This window comes from Pseudobutyrivibrio sp. MD2005, assembly GCF_000621865.1.
GTDB lineage: Bacteria > Bacillota > Clostridia > Lachnospirales > Lachnospiraceae > Pseudobutyrivibrio.
Window position 1 is genome coordinate 72,533 of sequence record NZ_JHXE01000016.1, and the last position, 12,536, is coordinate 85,068.

The window sequence follows — 12,536 nt, forward strand, 5'->3', positions numbered from 1 at the left end:
GGCGAGGTATGAAAAAGGTCATTACTTATGGTTCTTTCGATTTATTTCATGAGGGACATTATAAGCTATTAAAAAGAGCTAAAGCATTAGGCGACTATCTAATCGTAGGTGTTACAACGGAGCACTTTGACACTATGCGAGGAAAGCTGAATCTAGTAGATCCAATTATGACTAGAATCGAGAATGTAAAAGCTACAGGTTTTGCTGATGAAATCATAGTTGAAGATCATGATGGTCAAAAAATCGAGGATATTCAGAAGTATGACTGCGATATATTCACAGTTGGATCAGATTGGACAGGTAAGTTTGACTATCTTAATGCATACTGTAAAGTCGTGTATCTTGAGCGTACACCAGATATTTCCTCATCTTTAATTAGAAGAGAAATTGGCACAGTTGTAAGAATAGGAATAATTGGAACAGGCCGTGTTGCGCCTAGATTCTTTGAAGAGTCAAGTTATGTTTCTGGTGCAGAAGTAGTAGCGGCATATAACCCAGATGTCGAATCAGCAAAAGAGTTTAATGACACATATCAGTTGCCTACATATGTAGATGATTTTGATACATTCTTAGATAAAGTAGATGCGTTGTATGTAGCATCACCTAATGAGACGCACGCAGATTATGTTAGAAAAGGCTTGGAAGCTGGAAAGCACGTGTTGTGTGAGAAGCCAATGACATTTACTTACGATGAGGCTAAAGAGCTTTATGACATGGCGAAAAGCAAAGGATTAAAGCTGATGGAGGGTATCAGAGCGGCTTATCTTCCAGTTTTTCAACAGATTCTTTCAACTGCAAAGGATGGAACAATAGGAAAAATCTGCAGTATAGAGGCATGTTTTTCTAGATTACCTCAAATTGGGTCAAGAGAACAATGTGACTATAAATATAGTGGTGCCTTTCTTGAGTACGGAAGCTATGGAATGCTTCCAATATTTAAGTTGCTAGGTGTCGATTATAATGATGTAGAAATCGATTCTATTCTTGGCGAGAATAAAATAGATATATATACGGAGGCAAGATTTAAGTACGATGGATGTATTGCTACAGCTAAAGCTGGAGCAGGGGTAAAAACAGAAGGACATTTAATTATTTCAGGAACTAAGGGGTATATTTTAGTTTCTTCACCTTGGTGGCTGGCGGATAGCTTTGAGGTGAGATATGAAGATCCAAATCGAATAGAGAGGCATAGAGCCGAATTCCAAGGTGGTGGCTTTAGATATGAAATATCAGAATTCATATCTAAGATAAAAGATACAAATGGAAAAGAATATAAGCTCACAGCTGGAGAATCAAGAGCAATGGCGAGAGTTATTGAAAAGTTTATGGAACAAAGAAAACAGATTCAAGGAGAGTAGACTTTGATTAGATTTGGAATTATTGGAACTGGAAGAATTGCAAAGCGATTTATAAAGGAGCTGGAGCACGTAGAGGGTGCTTCAGTTTCTTGCGTTTATAATCCACATGGAATTAGAGCCAAAGAATTCGTGGCTAGGTTGCAGGATGAGATAGCTGAGGATGTGCCAACTGCTGTAAACGGGCTTAGCAGATATCCCATTCCAGAAGCGCATAGTGAATTAGAAGATGTATGGAATAAGATTGATGCGGTATATATTGCATCCCCACACGCGACTCATATCGAATATACGATAGAGGCTCTATCGCACGGCAAACATGTGTTGTGTGAGAAGCCGATGGCGCTAAAAAAAGAAGATATAAAAGTGATTTTGGGGACTGCAAAAGAAAAAGGCCTGGTACTTATGGAAGGCTTAAAAACAGCTTATATGCCTGGCTTTAAAAGCTTAATAGAGACTGCTAAATCTGGGGTTATAGGAGATATTGTTCATGTAAGAGCCACATTTACAAAATTAGTTGATAAGGATGGCCGAGAGTATACAGATAAGGATGCGGCAGGAAGTTTTATTGAACTAGGAAGCTATGGAATGCTAGCTGTGTTTAGTTTGTTGGGGACGAATTACAAAAAAGTATCATTTAAAACTATTAAATCTGAAGATGGAGTAGATATATTTACAGTTGCAGATTTTGAGTATGAAAATAATTTTGGGGAAGCTGCCACAGGGATTGGTGTAAAGAGCGAGGGGAGCTTGATTATTTCAGGAACTAAGGGATATATAGTGGTTCCAGCACCTTGGTGGCTTACAAAACACTATGAAGTACATTTTGAAGACCCTAATAAGATATTATCGTATGACAATGAGCTAAAAGGCGATGGGCTCAGATATGAAATTAGGGAATTTATAAAGCAGGTTAATGATAGAAAATCCTTAAGTGATATAGAAAAGATTTCTTTGGCAATGGCAGGTGTTTTTGAAGAGTATAAAAAATAAAGTAAATATAATCTGGGGGTTTTATGAGAAAATATAAATTCAAATTAGTAGAAAACTATATTGCATTGTTTAGAAAAATTAACGAGGGTGTATTTGCTGAATTAAGCTCAAAGGCATCAGATATATCAAAAGCCTCTGAATACCTTCAGACTGCCCAACAGAAAGCTATAGATTTGGGAACATATATTGAGCAAGAAGAGGGTATGGGACATAAAACTGTATCTGTATTAGAAGAGTTTTGTGAAATACTATATGAGATAAATGAAGAAGTGCTTTCAGAGCAAGGATTATCTGCTAATTCGGCAAAACTCAGACTAGATACAATAGTTAATAAGATAGAGAGAAGCTCAAAAGAAGATATTGCTATACAGCGACTGGCTGTATTTCTACCTTATAAATCTAGCATGTGGGATTCTCTAGAGAGCGTGTGGCAGGCAGCTGCAGCTGACGAAAATTGCACTGCATTAGTGATTCCAATACCTTATTTTGATAAAAATCCTGATGGAAGTGTAAAAGCTGAGTATTGGGAGGGAGATGATTTTCCTGAATATGTGCATATAACAAGTTATGAAACATTTGATTTTGGCGCAGAGCATCCTGACATGATTTTTATACATAATCCATATGATGATAGTAATTTGGTTACAAGTGTTCATCCATTCTTTTACTCTAAAGAATTGAAGAAATATACAGATTGCTTAGTGTATATTCCATATTATGCTACAGCAGGAAACATGAGCGAAGGCCAAGCTTTATTACCTTCATATTTGAATGCCGATTATATTGTCATTCAGTCAGAGAAATTTAGAGGATTCTTTGATCCAATTGTTCCGCAGGAAAAATTCCTTCCTTTGGGATCACCAAAATTTGATAGTGCAATAAAAAAATGCATGAATCCGCCAGAACCACCCGAAGCATGGAAACAGAAAATGGCTGGAAAGAAAGTATATTTTTATAATACTAGTTTGAATGGAATGCTTGATGATACAGAGGCTTTCATGCGAAAAATGGTATATGTTTTTGATATTTTCAGAAATAGAAAAGATGTATGCTTGCTATGGAGACCTCACCCATTATTTGAGAAAACACTTCAGTCCATGAGAGCGCAGTATTTGCCAATTTATGAAGATATAAGAGATAAATACATTAGGGAAGACTGGGGAATTTATGATACTACACCTAATATCGAAGATACGATAGCACTTTGTGATGTGTATATTGGAGATGCTGCTACCAGTGTAACATCACTCTTTGGTGTGGCTGGAAAACCTCTATTTATACTTAATAATCGAATAAATGAACTACCAAATAAGGAAGATTGGAAATACCATGTGGGGGCACAAGCTATACAACTAATAGATGGAACATGGCACAAAGATTACACCCTAAGGGGAAACAGAATTTATAAGAGAAATCAGCAAGAAGACAAAATGAGATTTCTTATGAGTATTCCTGTGCCTTCTGGTGGTGGATACTACAACATGGTTTTTGACTATAAAAATAAGCTTTACCTATTTCCTGGAAATGCGCAGGATATTATGGTAGTGGAAGGCAAAAAAATCAGGACTATTGCTATAGATAAAAAGATTGAAAGGGCAGGAGCATTTTTCTATACATCTATAGTGGGCCACATGGCATTTATATGGCCACAAAGATATCCTGATTTAGTAATCTTCAATATGGAAACAGAAGAGGTGTTTTACCTACAGGATATAAGCGATTTTAATGTGGCTACAATGCCGGATTTGGAAAGAGTGCCAGCAGTAAAATTCTACTATAAGGGAAAATTCTTCATCCTAAGCCGTGATGGAAGAAAAATGATATCTGTAGATATTGTTACTTTAGATGTACAGGCGTTTGATACTGGATTAGAAGGGTTATATATAGGTGCAGCTAACAGAAGAATTGATGATGAAAATATATGGTTTATCCCATACGCTGGAACAGAAGTAGTGCGCTTTAACATGTCTACACGCGAAAAGAAGAAATATGATATTAGTGTTGAGGGATTGGTAGGACTTGATAGAAGGTTAAAAGTAAAAAGCAATCATAGATTATTTTCAAATGCAGTAGTTATGGATGATAGAGTGATTTTTAGTCCTAATTGGGGAAATAAGTTTGTTGAATTGAATCCAGTAACGGGAGAAGCAAAAGAATGGGTTAGTCCTTTTGAAATAACACAAAAGGATTTTAATTGCTATGTAGCTAATGTTGGAATTGGAAACTTTGTTAAAGATGCTTTAGAGGATAAGTATAAGTATTACTATTCACCTAAACGTCAGTGGTATCATATTGATATTCAGTCAAAAGATATTGAACCATTTGCCTATGGGGAATTTATTAGGGAAGAAATCTTTGATGAAAATGAAGGATATTATTCGCCTTCTGAATGGATGAAATACTGCTGTTTTGAAGGTTTGTACAATTCATTGGAAGACTTAATTGATAATAATATCCATGGAGCCAAGCATGATAAGGAACTACAAATTAGGGCTTTTTCTGATATTAATGCAAGTGCAACAGGTGATTGTGGAGAGAAGGTGTATGAGTATTTGAAGTAAGTACAATATTTACATGCAAAATGACAGGATTATATAGGAATAGATGTCTATGTAGCGTCAGTTTGAGGTATGTCCATAGGAGGAGTATGATGTTAAATAATGTGACAAAAATGTGTTCTGGGGTTTAATTAATTGAATATAGTTCCGATATTAACTATAATTAATACATAATTATAGCTATGTGGATTAAGCAACTCTACATCCTATACAGCTAGACATTTAAAACTGAATGCTTGGTGGGGAGTTAAGGAAATAGCGGGTAAAAAGGGCTTCGCACCTATTGGTGCGGAGCCTTGTTTTATCATAGGAAAAAAGCTAAAGGAACTACGGAGAAAGTAGAATGTATAAAGTGGGTTATACACAAGGGGTCTTTGATATGTTCCATGTTGGACATTTGAATTTAATAAACAACGCTAAGGCGCAATGTGAAAGGCTTATTGTCGGGATTAACTCTGATGAGTTGGTGCAGCAGTATAAACATAAGACTACAGTTATTAATGAGAATGATAGAGCTGATATAGTAAAAAACCTTAAGGCCGTTGACGAAGTATTAATTGCAAACACTCTAGATAAGTTGGAAATATATAAAGCTCATAAATTTGATGCTGTATTTATAGGTGACGACTGGAAAGGCAATGATCGCTGGAAAAAGACAGAAGAAGATTTAGCAAAGCTTGATGTGGATGTGGTTTATTTGCCACATACACCTAGCGTTTCATCGACGGGACTAAGAGTTGAAATACCGAGGGCATGTGAGGAGTAAGGAATTACCGTTTAGTACATCATCGTTATTGGAGAGAAAATGATAAATATAATAACAGATATAGAAGAGTTTTTCAGTTTAGAATATGATTTTATCTTTATGGTAGGAGCAGGCCACTTTGGTACAAAAATAAGTAGCTTTATGAATCGAGCAAATATTAAATTCGAATGCTTTTTGGATAATAAACATGGTGGTAAAGGAATTGATTTAAATGGTAAATCGATAGAAAAGGTCGAATATTTAAACGAGTATAAAGGAAAAAAGTGTGGGCTTATTATCACCCCGTTTGATTCACTTGATTTAGTTCTACAATTAAATGAATTGGACAGAGACGATGATAATTATTTTACATGTCTTGTTCCAAGGGCAAAAAGATTTGATGGAACTTACTATTATGATATAAATGCAGTTTTGGGCTATTTACGTAAAAAAATAATAAATCGAGAAGCACCAACAATTATTAGTAACGATTGTGTTGCTAGTATGATTTATACAAACATATGGCAAAAGGATAAAAGTATTAGTCCAACGATAAATATTAGAATAACACCAAATGATTACTAAAAAATAATGTTAAATCCTAAGTATTATTTAACAACTGAGCTTAAGCCATTAGGCTTAGAATTGTGGGTATGTGAAGGCGGTTTTTCGGAAGTATGTCCTGTTGGAAAGATAAATGATGTGAAAGTATATTTTGCACATGTTAATAATCCTAAAGATGAATTGGATAAATGTATTACTTGTTGGAACGAGTCTATAAAGAAAATAAAATGGAATCGTTTAGTATTTGTTGCTAGAGTTCATGCGGACATCCCTAATAATTATCTTAATTTGATGGATGATTGTGAATATCCGTATAGGATTATAAAGATGACGGATAAAGATGGTATTAGCGTAAGAGATAAGCATCTTTTGGATATGCATTTAAATTTTTCTGAGACGGGTTTACCAATGGAAGAATATGGATTTGATTTTATTGGGTGGTATTGTGAATTGTTAGATGAAATAGAGGCTAGTAAGTCAGGAGTAAGGAAGGCATAGTTGATTTGAATAGTGAAGAAAAATATTTGAAGCAACGTGAACGAAAAGCAAAAAGATTAAGCTTATTATTTAGGCTAATGTGGGTGCTTCCAGTAAAGAAAAACAAAATAGTATTTGCATGCTTCGAGGGTGATGGAGGATATGGAGACAATCCTAAATACATTGCAGAAGAGTTGCATAGAAGAGGGGAAAAATTAGATTTAGTTTGGCTTACTCATGATGTCTCAAGAACATTTCCTGAATACATAAAAGTAAAGAAAGATAATTTGTGGAACACTGTTTATCATTTATCAACTGCAAAAGTGTGGATTGATAATTATAGAAAACCATATGGGACATTAAAAAGAAAAAATCAGTTATACATACAGACTTGGCATGCAACTATTGGATTCAAGGCAGTAGGTTTATTTAGAGGGGATAAATTCCCTGAGATAGCACGACGTGTTAGTGAATGGGATTCCAATTTAGCAGATTATGTACTTTCGAATTCTGAATACTGTGATAAAGTCTATCCTAAAAAACTTTTATACAATGGTCCAACATTAAGAGTTGGATCCCCAAGGCTAGATATTTTAGTTAACAGTAGAGAAGAATATAACGTATTAATGAGAAATAAACTTGGCATTGATATGAATGAACATGTGGTGTTATATGCCCCAACTTTTCGTGGGGGAACGCAGAAAGACAATAAAAAAGTATATCTCGAAGATTTTTCAATTGATTTTAATAGGATGGGCAAAGCTTTTGAGAAGAAATATAAAAAGAATTGTCGCATTTTATTACGAGTACATCCTCAGTTATCCGCAAAGCTGGATGTAAATGATTTATATAACAAAGATGGAATAATCGATGTTAGTTTAATGCCAGATTTGAGTGAAATAATGGCAGCAGCTAATATCGTAATTACGGATTATTCAAGCTGTGCTTTTGATGCAGCATTTGTAGGAATTCCAGTTTTGCTTTATGCGGATGATGTAAAAGAATATATGGAGAATCGTGGAGAATTCATGTGGAAGAGAGAGGATTTACCATTTGATATCGCAGAGAATAATGATGATTTAGAAGAAAATATATCTAGATTTGATGAAGCAAAGTACAACAATAAAGTTGGATTGTTTATGAGTAAAAATAATGTTAGTGAAGATGGCAAAGCGAGTATGAAAATAGTAAATATTATTTTTCAGAAAATAAAAGTCTAGGAAGCGGAAAATGAATCTGTTAAGTAGGGTGATTTATGATAGAACAAGTATCATATGATATCTCAATTATAATTCCAGTTTATAATGCCAAAAAAACAATAGAAAGATGCATTAAAAGTGTACTGGAACAAGAATGTAGAATCGAGGTAGTTATTGTAGACGATGAGTCTAAAGATAATACCAAAGAAATAATTGAAAGATTACAAAAGAAATATGATGGAATTAGATACTATTATAAAAAGAATGGTGGTGTTGCATCAGCAAGAAACTATGGTTTATGTAAAGCAAATGGTAAATATGTAACTTTTGTAGATCAGGATGATTGGTTAGAAAATAATACATATTCGTCTCTGATATATGAAATGGAAAGAGCGAATGCAGATGTGTATGTGTTTGGATATAGCAAGGACTATGATGATAAGAGTATTCAAATGAAAAATAATGGCTTGATTCCTGATATAATATCTGATTCTCAAGATATTATTAAGTACGCCTTTTATAGAGAGGAATATAGAAACTTTGCAGCGTTTGTTTGGAATAAGATTTTTCGTAAGTCTTTTTTAATGAATAATAATATATATTTTGATGAATCCCTAAAGCGTGGAGATGATGTGATTTTTACTGCTATGGTATCGTTGAGTAATCCATATACATTGTATAATAGTAAAAATTATTATCATTATTATCAGCGAACAGATTCTATAACTCATACATATACTAACGAGAATTATAATAGATTAAAAGATATTTTATTGGGGTATGAAAAGGCAATTAATATGTTAGAGTCTGGTGGCGTTTCAATGATGTATATAGACTATATGAAATGTTTTTATGTTTATCATGCCAGTTTGTTGTTAGAGTGGGTTAATAAGCAGAATAATGTTGATGAGCGGAAATACTTAATTGGGTGTATCAGAAAATATTATGAGCAGTATTGTGCGCAGAATTTTAAGTATCCTGAACGCATAGAGCGAATAGATAACCTTATAGGACAAAAAACTTATGAAAAATAAAAGTGTTAAATTAATAGCATTTCACCTACCGCAATATCATGAGTGTGAAGAGAATAATATGTGGTGGGGCGAAGGATTTACAGAATGGACCAATACAAAAAAAGCACTCCCAATATTTAAGCACCATAATCAGCCGAGGCTACCTAAAAACGACTTTTACTATAATTTGGAAGAAAAGGATGATTTTATTTGGCAACTAAAGCTTGCTAAAAAATATAATGTATATGGTTTTTGCTTTTATCATTATTGGTTCAATGGGAAAAAACTATTATATAAACCGTTAGAACTTTTAAAAGAAATAGATTCTAAAGAAAAAATTCACTACTGTTTTTGTTGGGCCAATGAAACATGGTCAAAAACATGGGAAAATGACAATTCAGTGTTAATAGAGCAAACATATGGAACAGAAAATGAATGGGAAGAACATTTTAATTATTTATTTGAATTTTTCCAAGATGAATTTTATATCAAGCATGATGGTTCCCCGATATTGATTATTTATAGAAGCAAGATGATCCCAAATTTCAATAGAATGGTTGAATATTGGAATAAAAGATGTATTGAAAGTGGCTTCTCAGGAATATATATAATTGATGAGTATAATAGTTTTCAAAATGAATCAATATGTGAAAAAAGCATTCAATTTGAACCACTCTACACGATGAAATATGGAAGAACAGAACTAGAATTTAAGTATTATAAATTTCTAAGTAGAATTTTTAATTTTTTTTATAAAAGTAATAACCTTATATATAGTTATTCTATATTGTGGAAGAATATTCTTAAAAGAAATATAATTTGTAATTCATATATGGGAGCATTTGTAGATTGGGATAATACACCAAGAAAAGGGAAAAATGGAAGGATTGTATTAGGTGTATCAACAAAAAAATTTAAAAAATATATGAAAAAATTAAAGAATAAAGCTATTCGATATAATTCGGAATACATATTTATTAATGCATGGAATGAGTGGGGAGAGGGAACATACCTTGAACCCGATATGAAAAATGGATATGGGTATCTAGATGTTGTCAAAGATGTCTTCGGAGAATGAAAAATATGAGGGATAATGATATTAATAAAATAGACAAGAGATATTATGTTCTTCCTAAAGGATATTCAAAACAACAAGAATTAAATAGAGTGGGAATCATAATATACTTATATTACGAGGAAAGCATAGATTTTTATGTAAAATATATAAACAGAATTATGGGCAGTATTAGGATTATGGTTATTTCCTCAAAGAAAGAAATAATTGATTATTTTAATCAGCATAGAGGGAACCTAAAAAATGTTACTTGTATATATAGAATGGAAAACCGAGGGAGAGATATAGCTGCACTGTTGATTGAGGGAAGGGATTTTTTCCTGGAAAATGATTATATTGCATTTTTACATGATAAAACCCCAAAATACCAACATACATCTGAAGATACATTTCTTTGGAATAAATCTATGTGGGATAATACATTGATAAGTAAAGATTATATCAATAATATAATAAGCTTATTTGAAGGAAAAAAAGAATTGGGATTAGCTTTACCGGTATTAGACATTGGTAATTGTTTTATACTTACATATAAATCAGCTAGCGAGGGTTGGAGTAAAAATTATAGTAACGCACTGAAGATATGCAAAGAGTTAAATATAAAATGTAAAATATCTGATACAACTGCGCCAATTTCTTATGGAACAATTTTTTGGTGCAGAACAGAAGCTTTAAAAAAATTGTACTCTAGAAAATGGGAACTAGTTGATTTTCCAGAGGAACCATTGCCAAATGATGGAACAATAAGCCATGCTATTGAACGAATACTTCCTTATATATCGGAAGATGCGGGTTATAAAACATGTATGATTATGAACGATTCATTCGCAACATCATATTTATCGATAATTGATATTATGATGAAAAAAATGTGGAATATGATGAATGTTGATAAAGGAATAATTTATCCTTATCAATTATTAAATGAAGATTTTTCTAAGAGTAGATTAAAAAAATTTTGTAGCGAGTATGAAAGAATATTAATCTATGGTGCTGGTAGAGTGGGCATTTCTTGTTATAAATATATGACTGAAATTTTGGAGGAAAATCCTAGTGCTTTTATTGATGCAAAAAAAACGGGACAGATATTATGTAATATACCTGTAATAAGTATTGATGAAGTAACTAGTAGTGACAATGTTGGTATAATTATCGCAGTAGGACCTCATTTTATAGATGAAATTATTAATATTTTAGTTAATAAAGGTATGAGTAATTTTATTAGTTATTATTTGGTAATATAAGCGATCATTATAAAAAGGAATTGGAAAATACACAAAGATACACATTAATAAAATATTAAAATATGCCTTTTGATTAGTTGGAGGTTTTATTAATGGAAAAGAAAACAGTTAATGTAATAATATGGGGAACTGGCTTTTGGGGACAGATGGCATATTCTTCAATAGATTTTTCATGTGTAAAAATCATAAAAGTTATAGATAGTGATTATGAAAAGATTGGTAAAGTTTGGAATGGTTTAATAATAGAAGAGAATGATATTAATTGGGATGATGAAGAGAATTGTGACTATATTATATTATGCATGAAAGATTATTACTATCCACTAGAATTATGCAAGAATATATCATCAAAGAAAATTATTTTTTCACGAGATGATTTATCAGAATATCAATGGATAGATAGTACCGTACGAGAAAAGTACTATGAAGATAAAAAACAGTTATCAGAGCATTATGCTCAGCAAAATAAGAAATATGAAAAAAGGACTCAAACCAAAATAATTGTATCTGCAGAACAGTGTTTAAAAAAGATTATTTATGAATCAAAGTCTTTGACACGATTTGGTGATGGTGAATTTGAAATAATGTTGAACAGAGATAGACCATGGTTTCAAAAGTATAATGAGTCGTTGGCATATGAATTATTAGAGGTGATGAATACAGAAAATGATGAATTGTTAATTGCAATTCCTGATGAGTTTGATAGTTTAGAACAATATACTGATGAAGCGGCATTTTGGATTAGAAGCTATATATGGGATAAGCATGATGAAATTGAACAATTAATAGATACTAACAGAACATATTACGACTCCTATGTTTCAAGACCATATTTAATATATAGAGATAAAACACAAGCAAAAAAAATATTCAATTTATGGAAACAAGTATGGAAAGGAAGGGACATATTATTAATTGAAGGTGCAAATACTCGAAATGGTCTGGGAAATGATTTGTTTAATGAAGTTAAATCATTAAGTAGAATAATATGCCCCGCAAAAGATGCTTTTAGCATCTATGAATCGATAATAGAAGCTGTATTAAAAAACATAAGAAAAGAAATATTGTTATTGATTAGCCTTGGACCAACAGCGACAGTATTAGTGAAAAAGTTTGTAGAATATGGATATCAAGCGATAGATATAGGGCAAATAGATAATGAGTATGAGTGGTACCAAATGGCAGCCAAAGAGAGAATTCCAATAAAGGGGAAAGCAGTCCCAGAGCTGAATGAGCGATTAATTAATGAAGATTTATATTCCGAGGATGTAAAAAAACAAATTCTAATAGATTTAACAAAATGAAAGGTTATA

11 protein-coding genes are annotated in these 12,536 nt (G+C 32.6%); all 11 read left to right on the forward strand.

Features of this window, described 5'->3' with window-relative positions; genetic code table 11:
• Positions 1–8: 8 nt before the first annotated feature.
• The 11 genes from T498_RS0107435 to T498_RS15250 all read left to right on the forward strand — a co-directional run bounded on the left by T498_RS0107435 (position 9) and on the right by T498_RS15250 (position 12,527).
• Positions 9–1,358, forward strand: a complete 1,350-nt coding sequence (locus tag T498_RS0107435) for a Gfo/Idh/MocA family oxidoreductase (RefSeq protein ID WP_028235364.1) — start codon at positions 9–11, stop codon at positions 1,356–1,358.
• Positions 1,359–1,361: 3 nt separating this feature from the next.
• The gene (locus T498_RS15240; RefSeq protein WP_036978096.1) at positions 1,362–2,348 is read left to right on the forward strand and encodes a Gfo/Idh/MocA family protein; all 987 of its coding nucleotides are present in this window, start codon (positions 1,362–1,364) and stop codon (positions 2,346–2,348) included.
• A gap of 23 nt (positions 2,349–2,371) precedes the next feature.
• The gene (locus tag T498_RS16890) at positions 2,372–4,909 is read left to right on the forward strand and encodes a hypothetical protein (protein ID WP_197019936.1); all 2,538 of its coding nucleotides are present in this window, start codon (positions 2,372–2,374) and stop codon (positions 4,907–4,909) included.
• 340 nt (positions 4,910–5,249) lie between these two features.
• Entirely contained in the window at positions 5,250–5,672 is a 423-nt protein-coding gene (locus T498_RS0107450) for an adenylyltransferase/cytidyltransferase family protein (protein ID WP_028235365.1), read from the forward strand.
• Between the two features lie 39 nt (positions 5,673–5,711).
• On the forward strand, positions 5,712–6,236 hold the full coding sequence (locus T498_RS0107455; protein ID WP_028235366.1) for a DUF1919 domain-containing protein: 525 nt from the start codon (positions 5,712–5,714) through the stop codon (positions 6,234–6,236).
• A gap of 6 nt (positions 6,237–6,242) precedes the next feature.
• Entirely contained in the window at positions 6,243–6,713 is a 471-nt protein-coding gene (locus T498_RS0107460; RefSeq protein ID WP_028235367.1) for a DUF1919 domain-containing protein, read from the forward strand.
• Positions 6,714–6,718: 5 nt separating this feature from the next.
• Complete coding sequence (locus T498_RS0107465; protein WP_036978098.1) at positions 6,719–7,912, forward strand: CDP-glycerol glycerophosphotransferase family protein; 1,194 nt, start codon at positions 6,719–6,721, stop codon at positions 7,910–7,912.
• A gap of 35 nt (positions 7,913–7,947) precedes the next feature.
• Positions 7,948–8,925: a glycosyltransferase family 2 protein gene (locus tag T498_RS0107470; RefSeq protein ID WP_028235369.1), complete on the forward strand. Its 978-nt coding sequence runs from the start codon at positions 7,948–7,950 to the stop codon at positions 8,923–8,925.
• The gene (locus tag T498_RS0107475) at positions 8,915–9,982 is read left to right on the forward strand and encodes a glycosyltransferase WbsX family protein (RefSeq protein WP_028235370.1); all 1,068 of its coding nucleotides are present in this window, start codon (positions 8,915–8,917) and stop codon (positions 9,980–9,982) included. Before T498_RS0107470 ends, T498_RS0107475 begins: the two co-directional genes overlap by 11 nt.
• A gap of 5 nt (positions 9,983–9,987) precedes the next feature.
• Positions 9,988–11,223, forward strand: a complete 1,236-nt coding sequence (locus T498_RS0107480) for a rhamnan synthesis F family protein (protein WP_028235371.1) — start codon at positions 9,988–9,990, stop codon at positions 11,221–11,223.
• Positions 11,224–11,315: 92 nt separating this feature from the next.
• Positions 11,316–12,527, forward strand: a complete 1,212-nt coding sequence (locus T498_RS15250) for a GT-D fold domain-containing glycosyltransferase (RefSeq protein WP_051524663.1) — start codon at positions 11,316–11,318, stop codon at positions 12,525–12,527.
• Positions 12,528–12,536 lie beyond the last annotated feature (9 nt).

What these genes read in the sequence shown, in the direction of transcription:
- T498_RS0107435 (WP_028235364.1), top strand. Translation starts at nt 9, where the DNA reads ATGAAAAAGGTCATTACTTATGGTTCTTTCGATTTATTTCATGAGGGA.
- T498_RS16890 (WP_197019936.1), top strand. Translation starts at nt 2,372, where the DNA reads ATGAGAAAATATAAATTCAAATTAGTAGAAAACTATATTGCATTGTTT.
- T498_RS0107450 (WP_028235365.1), top strand. Translation starts at nt 5,250, where the DNA reads ATGTATAAAGTGGGTTATACACAAGGGGTCTTTGATATGTTCCATGTT.
- T498_RS0107455 (WP_028235366.1), top strand. Translation starts at nt 5,712, where the DNA reads ATGATAAATATAATAACAGATATAGAAGAGTTTTTCAGTTTAGAATAT.
- T498_RS0107460 (WP_028235367.1), top strand. Translation starts at nt 6,243, where the DNA reads ATGTTAAATCCTAAGTATTATTTAACAACTGAGCTTAAGCCATTAGGC.
- T498_RS0107470 (WP_028235369.1), top strand. Translation starts at nt 7,948, where the DNA reads ATGATAGAACAAGTATCATATGATATCTCAATTATAATTCCAGTTTAT.
- T498_RS0107475 (WP_028235370.1), top strand. Translation starts at nt 8,915, where the DNA reads ATGAAAAATAAAAGTGTTAAATTAATAGCATTTCACCTACCGCAATAT.
- T498_RS0107480 (WP_028235371.1), top strand. Translation starts at nt 9,988, where the DNA reads ATGAGGGATAATGATATTAATAAAATAGACAAGAGATATTATGTTCTT.
- T498_RS15250 (WP_051524663.1), top strand. Translation starts at nt 11,316, where the DNA reads ATGGAAAAGAAAACAGTTAATGTAATAATATGGGGAACTGGCTTTTGG.